At 35.4% G+C, this 22,719-nt stretch carries 19 protein-coding genes and 1 pseudogene; 18 read left to right on the forward strand and 2 right to left on the reverse strand.

Annotated elements, in window-relative coordinates:
- Nucleotides 1–111: 111 nt before the first annotated feature.
- Both H5088_RS05085 and H5088_RS05090 read right to left on the reverse strand, forming a co-directional pair.
- On the reverse strand, nt 112–564 hold the full coding sequence (locus H5088_RS05085; protein WP_182752352.1) for an REP-associated tyrosine transposase: 453 nt from the start codon (nt 562–564) through the stop codon (nt 112–114).
- 47 nt (nt 565–611) lie between these two features.
- Nucleotides 612–2,005 (reverse strand): annotated as a pseudogene (locus H5088_RS05090) (MBL fold metallo-hydrolase RNA specificity domain-containing protein).
- A gap of 426 nt (nt 2,006–2,431) precedes the next feature.
- On the opposite strand from H5088_RS05090, the gene rfaH reads away from it, so the two are divergent.
- From rfaH to galU, 18 genes are all read left to right on the forward strand, one after another.
- Nucleotides 2,432–2,917 (forward strand): transcription/translation regulatory transformer protein RfaH, encoded by a 486-nt coding sequence (gene rfaH, locus H5088_RS05095; protein ID WP_182752353.1) that lies wholly within the window; start codon nt 2,432–2,434, stop codon nt 2,915–2,917.
- Between the two features lie 365 nt (nt 2,918–3,282).
- Nucleotides 3,283–4,398: a polysaccharide export protein gene (locus tag H5088_RS05100; RefSeq protein ID WP_182752354.1), complete on the forward strand. Its 1,116-nt coding sequence runs from the start codon at nt 3,283–3,285 to the stop codon at nt 4,396–4,398.
- 11 nt (nt 4,399–4,409) lie between these two features.
- Nucleotides 4,410–4,844: a low molecular weight protein-tyrosine-phosphatase gene (locus tag H5088_RS05105; protein ID WP_182752355.1), complete on the forward strand. Its 435-nt coding sequence runs from the start codon at nt 4,410–4,412 to the stop codon at nt 4,842–4,844.
- Nucleotides 4,845–4,859: 15 nt separating this feature from the next.
- Nucleotides 4,860–7,118 (forward strand): polysaccharide biosynthesis tyrosine autokinase, encoded by a 2,259-nt coding sequence (locus tag H5088_RS05110; RefSeq protein ID WP_182752356.1) that lies wholly within the window; start codon nt 4,860–4,862, stop codon nt 7,116–7,118.
- Between the two features lie 543 nt (nt 7,119–7,661).
- The gene (locus tag H5088_RS05115) at nt 7,662–8,840 is read left to right on the forward strand and encodes a hypothetical protein (protein ID WP_182752357.1); all 1,179 of its coding nucleotides are present in this window, start codon (nt 7,662–7,664) and stop codon (nt 8,838–8,840) included.
- 96 nt (nt 8,841–8,936) lie between these two features.
- Entirely contained in the window at nt 8,937–10,151 is a 1,215-nt protein-coding gene (locus H5088_RS05120; RefSeq protein WP_182752358.1) for an oligosaccharide flippase family protein, read from the forward strand.
- Nucleotides 10,151–11,113 (forward strand): hypothetical protein, encoded by a 963-nt coding sequence (locus H5088_RS05125; protein WP_182752359.1) that lies wholly within the window; start codon nt 10,151–10,153, stop codon nt 11,111–11,113. Before H5088_RS05120 ends, H5088_RS05125 begins: the two co-directional genes overlap by 1 nt.
- On the forward strand, nt 11,100–12,164 hold the full coding sequence (locus tag H5088_RS05130) for a glycosyltransferase (protein ID WP_182752360.1): 1,065 nt from the start codon (nt 11,100–11,102) through the stop codon (nt 12,162–12,164). Before H5088_RS05125 ends, H5088_RS05130 begins: the two co-directional genes overlap by 14 nt.
- Before the next feature lie 3 nt (nt 12,165–12,167).
- Nucleotides 12,168–13,253 (forward strand): glycosyltransferase family 4 protein, encoded by a 1,086-nt coding sequence (locus tag H5088_RS05135; RefSeq protein ID WP_182752361.1) that lies wholly within the window; start codon nt 12,168–12,170, stop codon nt 13,251–13,253.
- On the forward strand, nt 13,250–14,383 hold the full coding sequence (locus H5088_RS05140; RefSeq protein ID WP_182752362.1) for a glycosyltransferase: 1,134 nt from the start codon (nt 13,250–13,252) through the stop codon (nt 14,381–14,383). The genes H5088_RS05135 and H5088_RS05140 overlap by 4 nt, the downstream gene beginning before the upstream one ends.
- On the forward strand, nt 14,359–15,396 hold the full coding sequence (locus tag H5088_RS05145) for a polysaccharide biosynthesis protein (protein ID WP_182752363.1): 1,038 nt from the start codon (nt 14,359–14,361) through the stop codon (nt 15,394–15,396). The genes H5088_RS05140 and H5088_RS05145 overlap by 25 nt, the downstream gene beginning before the upstream one ends.
- Nucleotides 15,396–16,505, forward strand: a complete 1,110-nt coding sequence (locus H5088_RS05150) for a UDP-2-acetamido-2,6-beta-L-arabino-hexul-4-ose reductase (RefSeq protein WP_182752364.1) — start codon at nt 15,396–15,398, stop codon at nt 16,503–16,505. The genes H5088_RS05145 and H5088_RS05150 overlap by 1 nt, the downstream gene beginning before the upstream one ends.
- A 36-nt stretch (nt 16,506–16,541) precedes the next feature.
- Entirely contained in the window at nt 16,542–17,672 is a 1,131-nt protein-coding gene (gene wecB / locus H5088_RS05155; protein WP_182752365.1) for a non-hydrolyzing UDP-N-acetylglucosamine 2-epimerase, read from the forward strand.
- Entirely contained in the window at nt 17,657–18,874 is a 1,218-nt protein-coding gene (locus H5088_RS05160) for a glycosyltransferase family 4 protein (protein WP_259398087.1), read from the forward strand. The genes wecB and H5088_RS05160 overlap by 16 nt, the downstream gene beginning before the upstream one ends.
- Complete coding sequence (locus H5088_RS05165) at nt 18,874–19,287, forward strand: WbuC family cupin fold metalloprotein (RefSeq protein ID WP_182752366.1); 414 nt, start codon at nt 18,874–18,876, stop codon at nt 19,285–19,287. The genes H5088_RS05160 and H5088_RS05165 overlap by 1 nt, the downstream gene beginning before the upstream one ends.
- A gap of 100 nt (nt 19,288–19,387) precedes the next feature.
- Entirely contained in the window at nt 19,388–20,461 is a 1,074-nt protein-coding gene (wecA, locus tag H5088_RS05170) for a UDP-N-acetylglucosamine--undecaprenyl-phosphate N-acetylglucosaminephosphotransferase (protein WP_182752367.1), read from the forward strand.
- Nucleotides 20,462–20,570: 109 nt separating this feature from the next.
- Nucleotides 20,571–21,737, forward strand: coding sequence for a nucleotide sugar dehydrogenase (locus H5088_RS05175; protein ID WP_182752368.1), 1,167 nt, complete (start codon nt 20,571–20,573; stop codon nt 21,735–21,737).
- A 48-nt stretch (nt 21,738–21,785) separates the two neighbouring features.
- Nucleotides 21,786–22,670, forward strand: coding sequence for a UTP--glucose-1-phosphate uridylyltransferase GalU (galU, locus tag H5088_RS05180; protein WP_182752369.1), 885 nt, complete (start codon nt 21,786–21,788; stop codon nt 22,668–22,670).
- Nucleotides 22,671–22,719: the final 49 nt, after the last annotated feature.

Raw genomic sequence — 22,719 nt, forward strand, 5'->3', positions numbered from 1 at the left:
TTACGTATTTATCAAATTGCGTGAGCAAGCTTCACGCCTACGCAGGTTTTTATATTTTTGGTGTGTCACGTTGTAGGCGCCTTGCTTGCTGGCGCACTAAAAACGCAGCTTTTACAAGTAAACGCAATCCCAGTATGGGTATTTGCGTATGTTGTCTACTAACCCTGCGCGTAAAGGGTTTGCAACTATATATCTAGCTTGATTTATTATATCTTCACCATCTCTTACTTTGTGGTCATAGTAATTAGATTGCCATACCTTTCCCTCTGTACCGTTTTGTTTATTAAGCCTATAAGTTGTAATATTTTTAAACTTCCTAATTAGGTTTGATAGGTCAGGATTACTATTTAACTGTAAAAGCCAATGTATATGATCAGGCATAATTACGTAGCAAATAGTACTAAGTGAATTATTTTTAGAAAACAGGGCAAGTTCTTTTGATATCAATCGTGCATTTAAGTAATTAGCTAATAACGGCTTACGAGAATAGCAACATAAAGTTATGGAGTAAAAAGCATTAATGATAGGGCATCTGCCTTTTAAACGTTTATGTGTGTTAGCCATATATTTTTATTCCTTTTTGAGCCCTCATGCGTGAGCAAGCTTCACGCCTACAATTTACCAATCTCTATTTTAACTTCACTACTTAATATCTCTTTGTACTTTGCTGCCAAAGCGTTTTTTGCATCATCATCGCCATGCACAATTTTTATATAGCTTGGCTTTTTATGCATACCTGTTACAAACTTAATTAACCCATTTTGATCGGCATGGGCGCTATAGCCACTAATCGTATGTACTTTGGCGCTTATAGTAATGCGAGCATCGTTTATAAAAACATAGCCATTACGTGGGCCATATTTTTGAATTTCACGGCCTAGCGTTTTATTACCTTGGTAACCTACAAACAATAAATCGGTGGTTTTGTCACTTAAAAATCGCTCAAGATAATTAACTATTCGCCCACCAGTACACATACCACTTGCCGCTAATATTATGGCTGGCGTTTGGCGCGTACTTAAATAGTTGATAACAGCCAAGTGCTCCTTGTGTGTATCAACCGTAGTTAGGTTTTTAAAATCGAGTGGGTGCCTACCGTTTGCAACTTTGCGCTTAGCTTCGCTATCCCACAAGTGTTTAAAGTTTTTGTATTGCTCAGTAAAATTGGCTGCCATGGGGGAGTCGAGTATTACGTGAATGTCTCGCCACTTAGACTTTTTAGATGAGCTATGTATGAGTTGCTCAAGCTCATATAGTAGCTCTTGTGTGCGGCCAATACTAAAAGCAGGAACTAAAACAACGCCTTTGTCGGCTACTGCGCGTTCAATAATGTTTTTTTAGCGTTTCTTAGCGTTTCTTAGCGTTTTTGTGCGCTCTTTACGGCCTTGATGATTTCTATCACCGTAGGTTGATTCAATAACTAGAGTGTCGGCTTTATAAGGCGCTTTAGGCGAAGGGAGTAGCGGGGTATAGGGCGCACCTAAATCTCCTGAAAACACAACGCGATGTTTGTTGTTATCATTATTTGTAACGTCAATTTCAACGTAGGCAGAACCTAATATATGCCCAGCACGCTGAAATCTCGCCTTAGCTTTATTGAGCCCTTTGCAAGGTAGTTCAAACCACGTTTTATAATCAACAGCAACTATGCGTTTATTTAATAAGCTTAAACAGGCAGCTATAATTTTAAGGTCGCGGGTTACGCCTACTTTTAAAGCATCTTCAGTTGCCAAAGGTAATAAACTGGCCGATGCAATACTTGTAAAAATAGGGCCTTTAAAACCGGCTGCTAAAAGTAAGGAATTCGACCAACATGGTCAATATGGCAATGGGTAACAATAAGCGAAGTAACATGGGTAATATCAAATTCAATTGATAAATCTGCTTTAGAATCTTCGCCTTGAAATAACTCGCAATCAACAAGCACACTTGTTTGCTCGTTAACTACCAGCTCGTGACACGAACCAGTAACTCCATTAACCGCTCCGTGATGAAGTATTTGCATAGGATATCTAAATTTATTTTTTAAAGTAAAGTTAAAACTAGAGCTAAACAGTGATTTTAGCAAATTTTGACTACGTTGTTATTGCAGGCGCCTTGCTTGCTGGTGCAATAAAGCGCAGCTTTTACATTTAGTCTTTCGCGTGAGCAAGCTTCACGCCAACGTGAATTTTCATCCTTGGTGCATGTGACCATGTAGGCGCCTTGCTTGCTGGCGCGCTTAGGCTAAGTCGTTGCCACCTAAATGCATTTAGTTAAGCTTGGTTTAGACTGCATAAGTATCTAAACCAAGCCCACTTTCTGCTGTTAACAAAGTTGGTAAACATTTACGATAAACGCCTATTTACTTAACAGACTTAAATTGTTTATAATTACGCGTTATTAAATTTAACGTTGTGTTTTTTGCAATTATATTGTAGTAAGGATTGCTATGGAAAGTTGGTATTTAGTTATGTGTAAGCCTCGCCAAGAAGAGCGAGCAGCCACCAACTTATTAAACCAAGGGATTGAAGTATTCTACCCCAAGTTAACCATCGAGAAACTGGTTAAAGGTCGACGTACCATTAAACAGTCAGCTCTGTTCCCTAACTACCTATTTGTTTGTCTTGAGTCACAAAACGGTAACTTTTCTGCGGTAAAAAATACGCGCGGGATTAGTGGCTTTGTATCTTATGGGCCAAATTATCAAATTGTACCTACAGAATTAATCGAACAGCTTAAAAGTGAGCGTTTACAAACTACCAGCTCTACAATACCTAAAACGGGTGATGTAGTTAGCGTAAATAACTATTCATTTAATAATATTAAAGCTATTTACAAAGAGCCTGACGGCGATATGCGCAGTATTTTGCTAATTAATCTACTTAATAAACAAGTAGAAATGAGTGTAGATAACAAAGATATAAACCAATACTAGTTATAAAGCGCAACTTAGGCTTTATGCCATAAAAAATTAAGTAAGTATCAGTACGTAGGAACTGCAACCTAGGGGCGGAAGCGTGCCCGAAGGGCTAGACAAGCAAAAAGTTTTGCTTTCAAGCTGGAGCGAGAGGAGCTCTGCGACGAACTGGAACGTGGGGCGTGCCCGAAGGGCTAAACTCATTACTAGTAGGTTAGGGTATATTTTTACTTTTGCTAGCATATGGCTTTTAACCAATACGTATAAAATGATTCGCGCTTGCGCGTAGTTAGCCCTCATGCTTTAATTACAGCGCTAAAAAAATAAGTACTCACCAAGGTTGGTGAGTAAGAACAATTTTAAAATAATTTTGGGATTCTACAATGGCGTTAAGCTGTAAATCACTCGTTACCTCACTCGCATTATTATCACTAACAGGTTGTACAATAATTCCGGGTAGCCATTTTGAAGGTGTTTCCCCAGGTGAGCAAACTCAAAACCTTGAGCAAGACCTAGAAAAAGTAAACATTCAAATTATTGACTCATCATTAATAAATGAACAAAAAAAAGCACGTATAGCTGCTAAACCAATTTCAAGCACCGCTGGTTTAAACGTAAGTAACTACGAATACAAAATAGGCGTTGGCGACGTACTAACAATAGGCGTATGGGATCACCCAGAGCTCACAATACCGGCAGCAGTACAACGTACCGCAGAGTTTGACGGTTTTCGTGTTCAACGAGATGGCACCATTACTTATGCCTATGCACCAAATATACCGGCTGCAGGCAAAACAATAAACCAAGTACGTAACGAACTTGTTAAGCGCTTAAGCCGAGTAATAGAAGACCCACAAGTAGATGTAAAAGTAGTTGGCTTTAGAAGCCAAAAAACCTACGTTACCGGTGAAGTAAACAAGCCGGGTGTATACCCAGTAACCGAAATTCCACTTACATTAATAGATGCTCTAAACCAAGCCGGCGGTTTAACTGATGCAGCCGATTGGCGCACAGTAACATTTACCCGAGGCGACAAAACAGAAATTATTAAACTTGATGACTTTTATGCCCATGGTGATATTTCGCAAAACCGCTTATTGCAACATGGCGACATTGTGCACGTAAATCGTAACGATGCACAAAAAATATTTGTATTAGGTGATGTTAAAAAAGCTGGTTCAGTAATGCTTAACCGTTATGGTTTAAACTTGGCCGAAGCGCTAAGCGACTCGGGCGGCTTAAACGAGGCAACAGCAGACGCTAACGGCGTATTTGTACTGCGTAAAAGTGACGTAGAGCAAACTGGGGTTATGGCAAACGTATACCAATTACACGCTAAAAATATAGCGGCAATGGTATTAGCTGAGCAGTTTGAACTACAACCGCGTGATATTGTATATGTAACATCGGCACCGATTGCCCGTTGGAACCGCGTAATTAGCTTACTGTTACCGTCAATTGCTACTGTAGATAGTATTGATGATATAACTGCAAACTAAGGGTTTTTAAAATGTTTGATTCAGTTTTAGTGGTGTGTGCAGGTAACATTTGCCGCAGCCCAACAGGTGAGTATGTTTTAAAGCAAAAGCTTGAAGGCAAAAATATTAAAGTATCGTCTGCTGGGTTAACAGCACTTGAAGGCAAACCAGCAGATGCAAAAGCAAAACAAATAGCACTCGCACATGGCGTTAATATGGATGTTCACCAAGGCCAGCAGCTTACATCAAGCTTAGTAGCGCAAAACAGCGTAATACTCGTAATGGAAGAACGCCATTTAAACGACGTACATGCTCGCTACCCCGAGGCGCGCGGTAAAACGTTTTTACTCGGTAAGTGGATTAATAACGCCGAAATACCAGATCCGTACCGTCAAAGCCAAGAGGCTTTTGAACACGTTTATACATTAATCGACAGCGCGTGTAGCGCTTGGCAAAAGTATTTATAAGGAATGGCTAATTTAATGAATACCCAGCCGAATAACAGCGCTAATAACGCTAATAACGCTAATAGTAAAAGCACTAATAATACACAACCAACGCAAGAAATTGATTTAATGGCGCTACTAGGCGTATTGCTCGATCGCAAATATTTTATAGTAGCCGTAACCGCGCTGTTTATGTTTGTGGGTGTTATTTATGCAGTATTAAGTACCCCTGTTTATCAAGCAACAGCCATGATACAAGTTGAAGACGGCGGCGCATCAGTTCCTGGATTTGACGATATGGCAGGTATGTTCGAAAGTACATCGGCTGCAGTAACCGAAATAGAGCTACTAAAGTCGCGCAGTATAATAGGTGAGGCAGTAGATACTTTAAATCTTGATGTAACAGCAGAGCCTAAGCTATTCCCGTTTATAGGTAGCCGAGCTTATCGTACTTTTACCCCAACGGAAGATGGCGACTTAGCCGAGCCAAGCTTTGGTGCTAGTAGCTTCGCGTGGGGTGGTGAGAGCATTAATGTATTTAGGTTTGATGTACCACGTACTGCAGTAAATCAAGCATTTACATTAGTCGCACAAGCTAACAATAGCCTTGCACTTTTAAATTCAGACGGCGAGCAAATATTATCGGGTAAAGTGGGCGAGGAACTTACAAATGGTAAATTTAACTTAACCATTCGTACTTTAAATGCACGCCCTGGTACAGAGTTTACAATTACCCGTAAAGATCGCTTAAATACTATTTTAGACCTGCAAACTGCAATTGGTGCAAGCGAAAAAGGTAAAGACTCAGGCATAATTAACTTAAGCTTACAAAGCATTAAACCAAGCTACGCTGAAAAAGTGCTTGATAAAGTAGCGGCTATTTATGTACGCCGAAATGTTGAGCGCAACAGCGCTGAAGCACAAAAGTCGCTTGAATTTTTGGAAGTACAATTACCTGAAATTAAAAAACAGCTTGAGTACGCAGAGCAACGCTTTAACGACTACCAAATAAAACGCCAATCAATAAACATAACGCTTGAAACACAAGGCGTGCTTGAACAAGTTGTAAAGCTTGAAACTAAATTACAAGAGCTAAACCTAAAACGTTTAGATATTGGCCGTAAGTTTAAAAAAGATCATCCTTCATACCAAGGTATACTTGAGCAAATAGAAGCGGTTGAAAGCCAAAAGCAAGAACTGGTAGGTGAGGTAGGTAACCTACCAGAAACTCAACAAGAACTACTACGTTTAAAGCGTGATGTTGAGGTAAGTAACCAAATTTACACGTTACTGCTTAGCAAAACACAAGAGTTAGATATAGTGCGCGCAGGCACCGTAGGTAACGTACGTATTATCGACTACGCTGAGGTAAATACCAGTAAGCCAGTTAAGCCTAAAAAAGCATTAATAGTGGTAATGGCTACTATGCTTGGTGGCATGTTAGCTGTGGCAATTGTGCTTATACAAAAGGCAATGCACAAAGGCGTTGAAGACCCAGCTGAAATTGAAGCACTAGGCCTACCTGTATACGCAAGTGTGCCGCACTCAGATTATCAAGATAAACTAAGTGGCTTTGCCGAGAGAGCCCGCAAAAACAAGACGAATAAGCCTAAAAGTATACTCGCGCTAGATAACCCAGCCGACCTAGCAATAGAGGCACTGCGTAGCTTACGCACCAGTTTGCACTTTGCGATGATGGAAGCTAAAAATAACATTATTGCCATATCGGGCCCAAGCCCAAGCGTAGGTAAATCGTTTATATCGGTTAACTTAGCTTCAGTACTCGCGCAAAGCGGTAAAAAAGTACTGATTATTGATGCCGATATGCGTAAAGGCTACTTACAAACGCAGTTTGGGTTAAAGTGGGACGATGGATTAAGTGATTACTTATCTGGCCGTTTAAATCTAGAGCAAGTTACTAAACCAACCAAAGTTGAAGGTTTAAGTGTTATTACGCGTGGACAAATACCGCCAAACCCTTCAGAGCTATTAATGCATAGCAACTTTAGTAAGTTAGTTGAAGAAGTAAGCGCCGCTTACGACATTATAATTATTGATACACCACCAATACTTGCAGTAACTGACGCTGCAATTGTAAGTGCACATTCTGGCACTACTTTACTTGTTACACGTTTTGGCCAAAATCATGTACGAGAGATAGAATTAACTCGAAATCGTTTTGAACAAAATGGCACAGACGTAAAAGGCGTTGTATTTAACGGTGTTGTTAAAAAAGCGAGTAATGCATATGGGTATTACGGCTACTACAACTACGAATACAAAAGCGATAAATAATTTATAAAAATGGGGCCTATTGGGCACTTTTTAATAAAAGTATAAAAACAAAGTATTACAATGAGATAGTCTAAATTGACTGTCTCAATATGGAAAAAAGTGGCTCAGTGGGTAATCAAATGACTGAAATGTTTAGTTGAAAAATTGAATGTTAGCTTTGAAGATGGTTATTTCTACAGCTTCCTTGATTGACTTTTAATGCTCTTTGGGAGCAGGGACGGCTAATAGTCAGCCAGTTTAACTGCTCTACTATTTCTGACTTTCCATCTACACATATGTGTAGATGGAAAGTATAGTGTCCAGTTGTTCGACTATCCCTTGAGTCAAAAATATGACCTATATCCTTAGAAAGCTATAAGTTTTTGACCTTTAATGAGTAGTGAATTTTATTTATTCGAAAGCTGTTAAATATTCTTCAGAAAAAGATGGCATAGCCTTATGAGATAATTTAAGTGTTAGCTCTATTTGCGTTGAATGTGACTATAAAACCCTAGTGAATGCGCACGATTCAAATTAAATTCACCAAATAATCTGAGTTTTTAAATGATTAAAAACAATTTTTTTTTATTGATGTTATCCATTTATTCAGTAATCATACTTTTTGTTCCTATGGAATATAGGGTTAATGTTTTACCTGTAAGTATAAATTATATAATTTTTTCTGTTTTTATTATTGTTAATATAAGTTTGGCAAGTGATTATATTAAACTTTATCGCCAATTGGTTCCAATGTCGTTAATAGTATTGCTTTTCACACTAAGCTTAGTTTATGCACCTAATAATTATGATGCATTAGTACAGTTGATATCACTTTTATTACTGTACTTTCTAATGCTATATATATTCACTTACTTTAAGAGTAATGATGTCGTAAAGTTAATTAGGATTTTATTTTATTTAGGGGTTATATATTCTTTAGCTTCCCTTATTACAGTAGATAAGTTAGTTGATTATCAGGGGCATTTTGTAGGGTTAGCATCGAATAGGCACAATACCTCTTTGATATTTGGTTTTTTTTGTATAATTAGCTTTATCGTTTTAATGAAATCTCAGTACTTTCTTGAGAGACTAATTTCAATATTCAACTTTTTTTTATTTCAGTATTTGATATTTGTAACAAGTGCAAGGGTTGGTTTTTTTTTAGAGTTGGTTTTTTTTCTCTTCTTGTTATTGTTTCTACTTTTAGTAAAAAAAAATATAATCGTAAAGCTGGCAGTACTTTCAACTGTTATTTTTGGTCTGCTTATAATGTCGTTTTATTTATTGGAAATTGATGAAATTTCAAATTATATTGACTCAGCTATAAAAAGAGGGAGTACAGGGCGTGATGAAATAAACCAAGCCTTAAGCCTTTATCAAAGTAAATATAACTTTATATTTTCAGTTTTAGGCTTTGGAATTGGCGCTCTAGAAAGTCACCGTCATTTATCAGAGCATTTTATTAGAGATTCTAATAATTTAACCGCAGTTGTTTTTTGTATTGGTTATATCGGTTTGATATTATACTTTTTACTATTTGCAAGTGTAATAAAAGTCTTAATAAGAAATATAAATACAAAATCATTGGGAAATTCTTATTTATATACTTCCTTTATCTTATCTATAGCTTTGATACCATCAGAGACTATCTGGTTGAATTTCAATGAATTTGTAACTGTTTTTATGTACCTATTTATAGCTGCAATTTTGAAATTAGATTCTCTTGATATTGACCTCAAGTGAGCTCCTTAATATCTTCAACTTACGCTTTGCAGTCCTCCTAAAAATTCACGATAGGCACTGCTTTATGCCTTGGCTCTACTTTTTTGTTGAAAAATAATGTTAAATAAAAAGATCTTTCATAGTTTTGTTAACTTAAGCTTTATTCAAATAGCTAATTTGTTTTCTCCATTAATCATTTACCCTTTTTTGATACATAATTATGGAGTTAATGATTTTGGTATTATTGTTTTTCACCAAGGAATAATCGCATTTTTTGCTATTGTGATTAATTTTGGCTTTTATATTACAGGTGCAAAAGATGTAGCGCAAAATCTAGATTCATTTTCTGATATAGTTTCAAATATATTTACTATTAAAATCATACTCTGGCTAGGCTCACTTATCATTGTTTGCATTATATCTTTATTAAATTTTAGTACTGTGAACTCACTACTTTTATTTATCTGTTTCTTTTCGACTTTTTATGAGCTTTTATTTGTACAGTGGTTCTTTCAAGGAGTAGAGAACCTAAAGTGGATAACATTGATTAATACCGCTGGGAAAGTATTATTGACGATCCTTTGCTTGACGCTGATCAATGCTAATTCAACAATATATCTTGTGCCACTTATATTCGCGATAGTGAACCTGTTAACCGGTTTATCGTCTATATTTCTGATGTATAAAATATATAGAGTAAATTATATTATTCCTCAAAGGCAAGTTCTTTTACATTACTTTAAGAATGCTAGTCCAATATTTATTTCTAATATTACAGTAAGTATTAAAGATAGGGCTTCAACTATTCTCATTGGGAGTTTCTTAGGTATGTCAGCTGTTGCAATTTATGATCTCTCTATTCGTTTGTTAAACTTAGTTTCTATTCCTATATCGGTATACTCTGATGCTGTATTTCCTAAGGCTGTAAAGATTAGAAGTAATACACTTTTAAAAAGAAGTATTTTCCTTATATTTTTTGCGTCATTACTTATTGTATTGATAGCACTGTATTTTTTGCCGTACTTTGTATCAATGTTTGCAGGTGAGGATATGCTTATCGGGCTAGATGCATATTATATTATGATGTCAGCACTGCCTATTGTTTCGGTCAGTTTGATAATTGCTAGGCTCGGTTTATTAGTTTTTAATCACAATAAAATATATATGAAAATAATGTTTTTAACCGTATATTTCTATATTGGCTCTGTTTTTTTTGGGTATTTATTGAATTTGTTAGGGTCATTAAGTTTCTATGTTTATTTAGCATTTTCGTCTTATTTAGTAGAAATGTTGCTTAGGGCATACTTTTCAAGAAAATTAAGGGTTTTATAATGAAAAATATATGCACATATTTTTATCAGGAATCACCAATTAAGGCTTCGGAGTATGCCAATATATCAGGAGTAAAAGAAGATATAGATTTGATTTACTGGAAGACTGTTTATACGTTCTTTTTTACGTCCGTTAAAATTAATGAGGGTATAAATCATATTTTTTTCACAAATATTGTAGGGTTTCCATATCGAAAAGAAATTGAAAGCCTAGGGGTAACTATATATGACAATCTAATATTGAGCCATCCAAACGAAGGTAAGTGGGCTAGTGTAAAGTTTTTTTTTGATGTTATTGATTTTATATACGATAGCAAGCAGTTTTTTAATTCAGATAAATTTGCATTGTTCGATACTGACTGCATTGCTTTGAATAACTTTTCTCAATATTTCGATTTAATTGAAGGAATAAATAAATCTCCTATAGCTTATTTGAACGGTGTAGAAGATGACCCTTCAACCAGCTTTCATGGTGAGACTATTATTACTTTACAGCAAATTTATAAAGAAATAATTGGTGAATCAATAGTGATAAAAGAAAAAATAGGTGGAGAGTTCTTTGCTTTTGAAAAAGGTGGAATATCTTATATTAAAGATAGATATACTCAGCTACTTAACTCCTCTTACTGTGAAATAATGCGTACAGAAGAGCAAATTTTGTCAATGATAAATGCAGAACTACCTTTTATTAAACCAAAAAAAGCTATAGGAAGGTTGTGGACCACTATTAAGTACTTTGATGTCCCTGATAATATTAGAGATTTTTCTTTCATACACCTCCCATCGGAAAAGCAAACTTCTTTACCACTCTTATTTAAAGTCCTTTTTAAAAAAAATAATATTAACAAAAAAGAAATAAAAGAATTAATATTGCGCATAACCTCAATTGAATCACGGTATCTTTTAAGTATAAAAAGAATTTTTAGAACTGTAAAATTAAAGGTTGCAAATGGAAAAGTATAATGCAGTTATAATTACTAACTTACCGGCTTTTTATAAAACACTTTTGTATAATAAGTTAGCGAAGACGCTAAAAATTAAAGTAATCTATATCTCTAATACATCCAATATTAGATCCAAGGACTTTTCATTAGGAGAGCTTGAGTTTGACTATGAAGTCATTAATGAAGAAGCTTATGAAAGTAGGTCAAAACTCATTACGATATTGAGGCTAAGAGCCGCATTAAGCTCTATAAAGTATGATTATTTATTATACCCTGGGTGGGAGATAAAAGAGTTACTTGCACTTGCATTCTATATCCCAAAGAAAAAAAATTGTGTAGTTATTGAGAGTAGTATTAAAGAGACCAAAACAAGCGGAATTGCTTGGTGGTTAAAGAAGCTATTTCTTAAACGAATGTCAAAAGCATTTCCATCCGGTTATTTGCAACATGAAATTTTAACTCGAGCAAATTTCAATGGAGAGGTAAAGTTAACCCATGGGGTTGGAATTATTAATAGGAATATAATTACCTCGGTAAATCAAGTTCAGAATAAGAATAAGAATAAGAATAAGAATTATAAATATCTCTATGTTGGGCGTTTGTCGTCGGAAAAAAATTTAGAGTTTTTAGTTAATATATTTAACGAAAACAAAAAAAAACTAACTATTGTAGGGGATGGCCCACTTAAGGAAAAACTTCAAAGTTTAGCAAAACCTAATATTACCTTTATCGGGTATATCGAAAACTCATATTTATCTAAAGTATATAACACCCACGATGTGTTTGTTTTACCTTCACTTTCAGAGCCTTGGGGTTTAGTTGTCGATGAAGCGCTTTGGCATAAATTGCCCGTTATTGTTAGTAATGTGGTTGGGTGTAGTGAAGATCTTGTTAGAAAAACAAATGCAGGCTTCATTTTTAAGTTGAACTCAAACCATTCATTAAACAATGCTATAGAAACAGTTGAAGCTAACTATGAAAAATTATTACAAAATGTAGAAAAAATAGATTTTAGTCAAAGAGAACAAGATCAAATTAACGCTTACTTATCAATTTTACAAGGAAGATGAATTATGTGTAATGGGGTTATTTTTATTGGGCCATTACCTGAGCCTATTCATGGAATGAGTTTACTTAATCAATACCTAGTAAGTGAGTTAAAAGGTGAGAATTTTAGCTTAGATGTAATTAGGTCTAATTTCGAGTCCGTTCTAAAAGATAAAGATCAACAAGGAAAGTTAAAATTAAAAGAAATCTTGTTTTCACTTAAAATCCTATTAGATTTCATCAAAAGCATACAATCAAAAAAGGATGTTGTATATATTACCCCTGGCCAATCAGTGCTAGGATTCTTAAAGTTTTCCCCTATTATTTTATTAAGTTATCTTTTCAAAAAAAAAGTGATTTTACATTTACATGGCTCTAAATTGGCAGAAAATGTAGCGGCAACAAATTATTTTACAAAACAGTTGATTATTAACTTATTGACTTTAAGCTGGCGAGTGATTTTTCTTGGACCCAGCATTCAAGACAAGCATTTATTACTTTTAAAAGACAGAAGTAAGGGGGCTTATTGTTTTAATGGGGTACCAATTAAAAACTTTGCTGCAAAAAAGAAAAGTAAGAAGTTAAAGATTTTATTCTTATCTAACCTAATGAAAGATAAAGGGGTATTTGACTTTTTCGAGGCGGTCAGCATTTTGAAAGGTAATGGTCACCAACTAGAGGTGAATATGGCTGGTGCAATTGAAGCTTCTCATTTCAATAAAATAAATAATTTAATTGCTTCATGTGAAATAAAATATCACGGTGTTGTTAGCGGTGACTATAAAGATAAGCTTTTCTCAGAAGCTGATGTTTTCTGTTTGCCTTCTTACGATGAAGGGCAGCCACTATCAATACTTGAGGCTTATATGTCTGGTTGTGCGGTTATAACCACTAATGTTGGAGGCATAAGTGATATATTTAAATGTGGTGTGAATGGCTATTTTTGTGACGTTTCAACCCCAAAGTCTATTGCAAGTTGTATCGAAAAAATGACTCCAACTACCTTATTGACTTTTCAGAACAACAATTATGCGCAGGCAATAGATAAATATACGTTAGATTGCTTTTTGAAGCGTATGAAAACCCTTTTATTTGAGGAAAGCTTTAAATGAAATTGCAAAATTGCAAAAGTGTTTTGATTGTTACCGCCTCTTTCTCTAAAGCTAAATTAGCTGAGTCAGAACGAGTATATTATCTAGTTAAATCATTATTAAAACATGGTGTCGCAGTCACAGTTTTAACTACTAAATGTAAGGATAACTATAAGCTCAAAGGAGATATCATCGTAGTTGATTCATTACCAATACCTTTACTTAAGTTTAATCTCCTGAATAGAATAATTAGCCCAATTGCAGATGGCCTGTTACCGACTTATTTTATGAATAAGAAAAAAATAATAAGTTCAGTTGAGCAAAATTACGATTTTGTGATAAGTTCATCACCACCACATTCTATTCATTATTTAGGGTTATTATTAGCTAATAAAAAAAACGCTCCATTCATGCTTGATCTAAGAGATGCTTGGAAACATAACAAATTAGTGAAGTATGGAACATTTATACATAAATTCTTTTCAAATTTGGCTTATAAATCATTTCTTAGTCAAGCTGATGTGATCATTGCAAATACTCCACAGTTAAAGGATTTAGTGAGTAAGGATAGGTTTAATTGTGAGGTGGTATCCGTACCAAATGGTTATCCTAGAGAAAGCTTTGAGAATATTACCCCAATACTAAACTCTAATAATTTGAAAATGCTATACAGTGGTGGTCATTATGGTGAAAAAGCTGTGAACATTATTTCTAAGCTATTACCTAAAAGCAGTTCATATTCTGTAGACTTCTTAGGAGAACCATTTACACCAGCTTATGGCTGTAACTATATCGGGAAAGTTTCCTCACAAGAAGTGCCACTTAAGTTGCTGTCGTATGATGCCCTTATTATTTACATGCCACCCGAAGAAAATGGTTCTGCGAGAGTATTATTAAAAGCTTATGGCTATGCTAAATCAGGGAAAGATATTATTTATATAGGCGCAAAAAATGCTACTTATGACTTTCTGAATTTTATGTCTAATATTCACTATGTAGAAGAAAACGACCTCGCCACATTTTCTGAAATACTTGCAAAACTTGAGGTTACGAGGTCGCAACAGGGAATTAATAAAATAGATTTTTCATTTGAGTCTAATTTTGAAAAACTAATTAAGAGAGAACTATGTTTAAAAATAAAGTCTTATTGATCACAGGTGGTACAGGCTCATTTGGCAATGCAGTATTACGCCGCTTTTTAGATACTGATATTAAAGAAATTCGTATTTTTTCTCGGGATGAAAAAAAACAAGATGACATGCGTAAAGCCTTTAATCATGAAAAATTAAAATTTTATATAGGTGATGTACGAGATCCGCAAAGTATTTCTACTGCAATGCGTGGTGTTGACTATGTTTTCCATGCTGCAGCTTTAAAGCAAGTGCCTTCATGTGAATTTTATCCGTTAGAGGCCGTTAAAACCAACGTGTTAGGTACTGAAAATGTACTAGAATCGGCGATTTTTCATAGCGTTAGCCGTGTTGTATGTTTAAGTACCGATAAGGCCGTTTACCCAATTAACGCAATGGGTATTTCTAAGGCAATGATGGAAAAAGTGATTGTTGCCAAAAGCCGCAATTTAGAAGGTACAAACACAGTTATTTCGGGTACACGCTACGGTAACGTAATGGCTTCTCGTGGTTCTGTTATTCCTTTATTTATTCGACAAGTAATCGAAAATACACCCATTACATTAACTGACCCTTCAATGACTCGCTTTATGATGACATTAGATGATGCCGTTGATTTAGTACTACATGCTTTTGAAAATGGCACTAATGGTGATATTTTTGTACAAAAAGCGCCAGCAGCGACTATTGAAGTGTTAACACAAGCAATACTTGAAATGATTGGCAAGCCAGAGCATAAAGTTAATGTTATTGGCACACGCCACGGTGAGAAGTTATTTGAAGCATTGTGCAGCCGTGAAGAAATGTTTGTTGCACAAGATCAAGGCGAATATTACCGAGTTCCTGCAGATAACCGCGATTTAAATTATGCGCAATATACAGACGAAGGCGATAAAGATTTGTCTACTATTGAAGACTATAACTCTCATAATACAGAGCGCTTAGATGTTGAAGGAATGAAGCAGCTACTGCGTAAACTTGATTTTATGCGTGATATTGAAGCAGGTAAATTAATAGTACCAGAAGGTGTGTAATGAATATTTTAGTAACTGGTGCTAATGGTTTTATTGGCCGAAACTTATGTGTTCATTTAAAAGAAGCTGGGTTTGAAAATGTTGAAAAAATCACCCGCGATGATAACGATATAAGTATTGATGAAAAAGTAAAAAATGCTGATTTTATATATCATTTAGCCGGTATAAATAGACCTAAAAATGATGATGAGTTTAAACAAGGCAATACAGATTTAACTCAAAAAATAGTAAATACACTTGTTAACAACAAGCGTAGTACGCCAATTTTACTTACGTCATCAATTCAAGCTGAATTAAATAATCCTTATGGGGTAAGTAAAGCGGGCGCAGAATCAGCTATTGCAGCTTACGGAGAAAAAACAGGTAGTGCTGCTTATATTTACAGATTACCGAATGTTTTTGGTAAGTGGTGTAAACCTAATTACAATTCTGCAGTAGCTACCTTTTGTTATAACACAATAAACAACTTACCAATTACTGTACACAATGCTGATGCACCCCTTAGTCTTGTTTATATAGATGATGTTTGCCATGAGTTTGTTAGTTTACTAACCAGTACGCCTTCAGAGCCTAAAAAATATAGTCAAGTGGAGCCAGTTTACAAAACTACAGTAGGTAAAGTTGTTAGCTTATTGAGTGACTTTAAACAAAGCCGCACCTCTTTAATAACTAACAAGGTAGGCGTTGGTTTTGAGCGCGCGCTTTATTCTACTTATTTAAGCTATTTTAAGCCTGAGCAATTTACTTACGATGTACCGAGTTACACTGACGAACGTGGCTCATTTAGCGAAATGCTTAAAACAACTGATTCTGGTCAGTTTTCATTTTTTACAGCACACCCAGGGATCACTCGCGGTGGGCATTATCATCATTCGAAAAATGAAAAGTTTTTAGTTTTAAAGGGTGAAGCTCGATTTAAATTTAAACAGATTGCTACTGGTGAAGAGTACGAGGTTAATACCTCAGAAGCTGTTCGTACAATAGTAGAAACAGTACCAGGTTGGACTCACGATATAACGAATGTTGGCTCAGAGGAGTTGATAGTTATGCTTTGGGCAAATGAAATATTTGACAGAGACAAACCAGACACTGTTGCAATGCCTTTATAAAGCTGTTTTTTAAATTTCAGATTTTAAGTGAGTAAAATGAAAAAGTTAAAAGTAATGTCAGTGGTGGGAACACGACCAGAAATAATTCGTTTATCTCGAGTGCTAGCTAAGCTTGATGAGCACTGTGAACATATATTAGTTCATACAGGTCAAAATTATGATTTTGAGCTTAATGAAGTTTTTTTTAACGATTTAGGTGTTAGAAAACCAGATTATTTCTTGAATGCTGCTGGTAAAAATGCAGCTGAAACAATTGGCCAAGTAATCATTAAAGTTGATGAAGTACTTGAAGAGGTTATGCCCGAGGCCATGCTTGTACTGGGTGATACAAATTCGTGTATATCAGCTATACCAGCAAAGCGCCGTAAGGTTCCTATATTCCACATGGAAGCTGGTAATCGTTGTTTTGATCAACGAGTTCCTGAAGAAACTAATCGTAAAATAGTCGATCATACTGCTGATATTAACCTTACTTACAGCACTATTGCGAGAGACTATTTGTTAGCTGAAGGAATTCCTGCTGATCGTATTATAAAAACAGGCAGCCCGATGTTTGAAGTGCTGACACATTATATGCCTCAAATTGATTCATCAAATGTATTAAAAGAGCTTGAGCTTAAAAAAGGTGAGTTCTTTGTAGTGAGTGCTCACCGAGAAGAAAACGTTGATTCTCCAAAGCAGCTTATAAACTTAGCAAATACGCTTAACGCGGTTGCTGAGCATTATGATATGCCTGTAATAATTTCGACTCACCCGCGCACAAGAAACAGAATAGAAGCACAAGGAATTGAGTTTCATAAAAATATTAGGTTATTAAAACCGTTAGGTTTTCATGATTATAATAACTTACAAAAAAATGCCAAGGCTGTACTTTCTGATAGTGGGACCATTAACGAAGAGTCTTCGATAATGAATTTTCCTGCATTGAATCTTCGTGAAGCGCATGAGCGACCTGAAGGAATGGAAGAGGCTTCGGTAATGATGGTTGGTTTAGGTGTAGAGCGTGTTATGCAAGGCTTGCAAATACTTGAGTCGCAACCAGCGGGTGAACAACGATTATTACGCCAAGTGTACGATTACAGTATGCCAAATGTAGCTGATAAGGTGGTTAGAATCATTCATTCTTATACTGACTATGTTAATCGCGTGGTTTGGAAAAAATATTAATGAAATTAGCGCTAATAATTGATGATTATTTACCAGATAGCACAAGAGTAGGCGCTAAGATGTTTCATGACTTGGCGCTTGAACTTATATCAATGGGGCATAATGTAACAGTAATTACGCCTGCTGTAGGGCAAGAAAAAAAGGTTACTGAGCAGAGTGTTGAAGGGGTTACAGTTTGGCGTTTTAGTTCAGGCCCAATCAAAGATGTAGGCAAAGTAACTCGGGCTTTAAATGAAACTTTGCTTTCATTTAAAGCTTGGTCAGCTATTAAGGAGAATGTAAACGAGCACACATTTGATGGAGTTATTTATTACTCGCCTTCTATTTTTTTTGGTGGTTTGGTTAATAAAATCAAAAAGCACTGTAAATGCCCATCTTACCTTGTATTAAGAGATTTATTCCCTCAATGGGTAATTGATGCAGGGATGATTAAAAAAGGCTCGTTAATTGAGAAATATTTTAAGTTTTTTGAACAGCGATCGTATAAAACTGCGAATACAATTGGCTTGATGTCAGAAAAAAATATAGAAGTATTTAAGCAAAGTAACCAAGATAAGTATCCAACAGAGGTTTTGCGTAATTGGGCTGATCTAAAGCCTGTTATCGCTGAGGATTCAGCTACCTCTTTTCGCTCTCAGTTACAATTACAAAATAAAATTATTTACTTTTATGGTGGTAACATTGGCCATGCGCAAGATATGGCAAATTTAATGCGCTTAGCCAAAAATATGCAGCACTGTACACAAGCTCACTTTTTATTTATAGGTCAGGGCGATGAGGTGGAGCTTATCAACGAACTTGCTGAGCAGTGGAATTTAAAAAACTATACTTATTTACCATCAATTAATCAGAATGAATTTAAAAAAGTATTAGCTGAAGTTGATGTAGGGTTGTTTTCATTATCAGCTGAGCATACTGCACATAACTTCCCGGGAAAATTATTGGGATATATGGTTCAGTCTCTTCCTATTTTAGGTAGTGTAAATTGCGGTAACGATCTTCAAGAGCTTGTTAATTCAAGAGGTGCGGGATTTATCTGTGAAAATGGTGACGATGAGCTGCTATTACAAAGTGCAATAGCTTTGTATCAAAGTTCTGGTTTACGAAAAGATAAAGGTAGCTCAGCATATGAGCTGTTAAAAAATGAATTTTCAGTCAGTTCCACTACTGCTAATATTATCAAAAGATTAAATGAGAAGTAATGCGGAAAATAACTCTAGAGGACATTGATTTTTTATTTGAGCAGGCTCATAACTCATCTAGAAAAAGAGCTCATTTAAATTTGCACGCCAGTTTTGATGACAAAGTTCAAAGACTATACATAGCGTTACTTAAAGATAGTTATGTAGTGCCGCATTATCATGAGTTAGCACATCAATGGGAAATGTTTATAGTACAAAGTGGAGTGTTGAAAGTAACACTCTATAATAATGCTGGCTCGGTCATAAATTCTTTTTTAGTCGGTGTTGGACAAAATGTACAATCTATAGAGTTTCAACCGGGTGATATCCATAGTGTCGAATGTGTATCTGAGCAGGCATTAATATTAGAAATAAAAGAAGGTCCTTTTATTGAAAAGCATGCAAAAGTGTTATTAAACTATAAAAGTAATTAATTTGATAACTGTTATTAATATCATTGTTCAGAGTATTAAATAACCGCGGACTGCTTTATCTAATATGGATTAAAGCATTAAACTTACTAATGGAACTATTATGTTTTTTGATCTGTTTTTGACTTTTTTTATTGCATTCGCAATTCTATTTTTAATGCGTAAAGTGGCGCGAAGAGTAGGTTTAGTTGATCAGCCTTCTGGACGAAAGTTACATGACGGCAATATCCCTCTTGTTGGTGGTATTTCTATATGTATAACTATTGTAAACTATATTTATTCACATCCAGGTATGATAAATCATGCTGATTTATATATGTTTTGTATATGTGGGTTAACATTAGTAGGAGCGTTAGACGATCGTTTCGATTTAAGTGTGAAAATACGTATGATCGTACAGGCATTAATTTCATTTGCTATGATTTATTTTGCTAGTGTTGAGCTACATAGTTTGGGGGATTTATTTGGCTTGGGTACTATAGAGTTAGGTGGCTTTGGCGCTGTTATAACTGTTCTTGCCGTAATTGGCTGCATCAATGCGTTTAATATGGTTGATGGTATTGATGGATTACTTGGTGGTCTTTCAATGGTTACATTTGCCAGTATAGGTATATTGCTATTACTTTCTGGTGAACAAAGTTTAAGCTATCTGTGTCTACTCTTAGTTGTATGCATGGTGCCTTATATTGTTATGAATTTGGGTTTAACTGGCCGTGAACGAAAGGTATTCATGGGTGATGCCGGTAGTATGATGATAGGCTTTACCGTTATCTGGTTACTAATTGGTGCAAGCCAAGCTGAAGGTAATCCAATGATTCGTTCGGTAACTGCATTATGGTTAATTGCAGTGCCGCTTATGGATATGAGCGCAATTATGATTCGTCGTGTTAAGCAAGGAAAATCCCCCTTCAAACCGGATCGTGACCATTTGCATCATGTTTGTCAGCGTTTAGGCTTTTCGTCTTTACAGACCTTAGGTTTAATTTGTCTCATAGCTTCATTATTTGCAAGTGTAGGTATATTAGGCGAGGTGTTATTAATACCTGAGTACATTATGTTTTATAGCTTTGTAATAATTTTTATAGTCTATTTAGGTATCTTAATTAATTATTGTAAAGTAATTAACTTTTTTAGAAATAAACTAGGTCTACCTAAAAAATCATACTCTTCGAGTTAATTGTTCGTATTTTTGAGATAACTCAGGTTTTATTTACTCTTTAACTTCTAATTAAAACACTTAGGCATAGTATTAATATTATAGAGTATTAACATTTATAGGATATTAAATGAAAATTGCAGTGGTAGGCACAGGGTATGTAGGGCTTTCTAACGCCATGTTATTAGCCCAACGTAATGAAGTTGTAGCGCTTGATATTGATGAGAGAAAAATAGAGCTGTTAAACAATAAGCTTTCGCCCATTGTTGATACTGAAATTAGTGACTTTTTGACGCGTAATGATTTAAATTTCACAGCTACTACAGATAAGGTGGCGGCTTATACCAACGCCGATTTTGTAATTATAGCTACACCGACTGATTATGATGCAGAAAATAACTATTTTAATACAAGCTCGGTAGAAGCCGTAATTAAAGATGCAATCATACATAATCCAAATGCGGTCATGATAATTAAATCAACTATTCCTGTAGGCTTTACAAAGGATATTAAAAAGCGATTTGGTATCAATAACTTAATCTTTTCACCAGAGTTCTTACGTGAAGGGAAAGCACTACACGATAACTTATATCCTTCGCGTATTGTTGTGGGTGAACAAAGCGAGAGAGCCATTGTATTTGCTAATTTATTAAAGCAAGGCGCTATCAAAGAAAATATTGAAATTTTGTTTACCGATTCAACCGAGGCTGAAGCTATTAAGTTTTTCTCAAATACTTATTTAGCAATGCGTGTAGCTTACTTTAATGAGCTTGATAGCTACGCTGAAGCTCATGGTCTAAACAGTAAGCAAATTATAGAAGGTGTTAGTTTAGATCCTCGTATAGGTAAGCACTATAATAATCCTTCGTTTGGTTATGGTGGTTATTGTTTACCAAAAGACACCAAACAATTACGTGCTAATTATGCTGATGTACCTAATAATATCATTGGTGCTATTGTTGACGCGAATACTACACGTAAAGATTTTATTGCTGATTCAATTATAAAACGTAATCCTAAAGTTGTTGGTATTTATCGCTTAGTAATGAAGACCGGCTCTGATAACTTTAGAGCCTCGTCAATTCAAGGTATTATGAAGCGTATCAAAGCAAAAGGCATTGAAGTTGTAGTGTATGAGCCTGTATTAGAAGAAAATGAATTTTATCATTCACGTGTAATTAAAGATCTTAACGAATTTAAACAGATATCCGATGTGGTTGTTTCAAATCGTATGGTTGAAGAGCTCAGTGATATAGCTAATAAAGTCTATACGCGCGATTTATTTGGTAGTGATTAAGCCCCCCAAAATTTCACAGACATATTATTATTTAAATAAAGGACTACCATGAAAGCTGTTATCCCTGTTGCCGGTCTAGGCACGCGCATGTTACCTATGACCAAAGCAATTCCAAAAGAAATGCTTCCGATTGTAGATAAACCGCTTATTCAATACATTGTGGCTGAATGTATTGCCGCAGGTATTAAAGAAATTGTATTAGTAACACATAGCTCTAAGAATGCGATTGAAAATCACTTTGATACAAGCTACGAGTTGGAAGCTACGCTTGAAAAGCGTGTTAAACGTACATTACTTGATGAAGTACGTTCTATTTGCCCTTCTGATGTAACCATTATGAGTGTTCGCCAAGGTGAAGCTAAAGGTCTTGGGCATGCTGTGTTATGCGCTAAGCCAATCGTTGGTGATGATGACTTTATTGTTTTACTCCCTGATGTAATATTAGATGCATACACTGCAGATCAAAAAACTGAAAACTTAGCGGCTATGATCAAGCGTTTTAGTGAAACACGTGCAAGTCAAATAATGCTTGAACCAGTAGTTCAAGAGGATGTGAGCAAATACGGTATTGCAGATATTAATGGCCTAGAGCTTAATCCAGGGAATAGTGTTGCAATTAAAGCGATGGTGGAAAAACCTAATGCTAATGAAGCTCCATCTAACCTTGCAGTAGTTGGTCGTTATGTTCTTAGTAAAAATATTTGGCCATTACTTGCTAAAACACCAGTAGGCGCGGGTGGAGAAATACAGCTAACTGACTCTATTGATGAACTAATAAAACAAGAAACTGTGGAAGCATTTCATATGAGCGGTCGTTCACATGATTGTGGTGACAAACTAGGTTACTTAAAAGCGATTGTTGAATATGGTTTGCGTGACACTAAGCTAGGTACTGAATTTGGTCATTACTTAAATACGCTTGTGAATAAATAAGTAAACTCACAAACTGCCAATATTGTTAATTTGTAGAGATACTCGTCTA

The sequence above is a fragment of the Pseudoalteromonas sp. SR43-3 genome, from assembly GCF_014163875.1.
In the GTDB taxonomy this organism is placed as follows: domain Bacteria; phylum Pseudomonadota; class Gammaproteobacteria; order Enterobacterales; family Alteromonadaceae; genus Pseudoalteromonas; species Pseudoalteromonas distincta.

Excerpts from the sequence above, each read along its gene's own strand:
- H5088_RS05085 (WP_182752352.1), bottom strand. The coding sequence starts at position 564 with ATGGCTAACACACATAAACGTTTAAAAGGCAGATGCCCTATCATTAAT.
- rfaH (WP_182752353.1), top strand. The coding sequence starts at position 2,432 with ATGGAAAGTTGGTATTTAGTTATGTGTAAGCCTCGCCAAGAAGAGCGA.
- H5088_RS05100 (WP_182752354.1), top strand. The coding sequence starts at position 3,283 with ATGGCGTTAAGCTGTAAATCACTCGTTACCTCACTCGCATTATTATCA.
- H5088_RS05105 (WP_182752355.1), top strand. The coding sequence starts at position 4,410 with ATGTTTGATTCAGTTTTAGTGGTGTGTGCAGGTAACATTTGCCGCAGC.
- H5088_RS05110 (WP_182752356.1), top strand. The coding sequence starts at position 4,860 with ATGAATACCCAGCCGAATAACAGCGCTAATAACGCTAATAACGCTAAT.
- H5088_RS05115 (WP_182752357.1), top strand. The coding sequence starts at position 7,662 with ATGATTAAAAACAATTTTTTTTTATTGATGTTATCCATTTATTCAGTA.
- H5088_RS05120 (WP_182752358.1), top strand. The coding sequence starts at position 8,937 with ATGTTAAATAAAAAGATCTTTCATAGTTTTGTTAACTTAAGCTTTATT.
- H5088_RS05125 (WP_182752359.1), top strand. The coding sequence starts at position 10,151 with ATGAAAAATATATGCACATATTTTTATCAGGAATCACCAATTAAGGCT.
- H5088_RS05130 (WP_182752360.1), top strand. The coding sequence starts at position 11,100 with ATGGAAAAGTATAATGCAGTTATAATTACTAACTTACCGGCTTTTTAT.
- H5088_RS05135 (WP_182752361.1), top strand. The coding sequence starts at position 12,168 with ATGTGTAATGGGGTTATTTTTATTGGGCCATTACCTGAGCCTATTCAT.
- H5088_RS05140 (WP_182752362.1), top strand. The coding sequence starts at position 13,250 with ATGAAATTGCAAAATTGCAAAAGTGTTTTGATTGTTACCGCCTCTTTC.
- H5088_RS05145 (WP_182752363.1), top strand. The coding sequence starts at position 14,359 with ATGTTTAAAAATAAAGTCTTATTGATCACAGGTGGTACAGGCTCATTT.
- H5088_RS05150 (WP_182752364.1), top strand. The coding sequence starts at position 15,396 with ATGAATATTTTAGTAACTGGTGCTAATGGTTTTATTGGCCGAAACTTA.
- wecB (WP_182752365.1), top strand. The coding sequence starts at position 16,542 with ATGAAAAAGTTAAAAGTAATGTCAGTGGTGGGAACACGACCAGAAATA.
- H5088_RS05165 (WP_182752366.1), top strand. The coding sequence starts at position 18,874 with ATGCGGAAAATAACTCTAGAGGACATTGATTTTTTATTTGAGCAGGCT.
- wecA (WP_182752367.1), top strand. The coding sequence starts at position 19,388 with ATGTTTTTTGATCTGTTTTTGACTTTTTTTATTGCATTCGCAATTCTA.
- H5088_RS05175 (WP_182752368.1), top strand. The coding sequence starts at position 20,571 with ATGAAAATTGCAGTGGTAGGCACAGGGTATGTAGGGCTTTCTAACGCC.
- galU (WP_182752369.1), top strand. The coding sequence starts at position 21,786 with ATGAAAGCTGTTATCCCTGTTGCCGGTCTAGGCACGCGCATGTTACCT.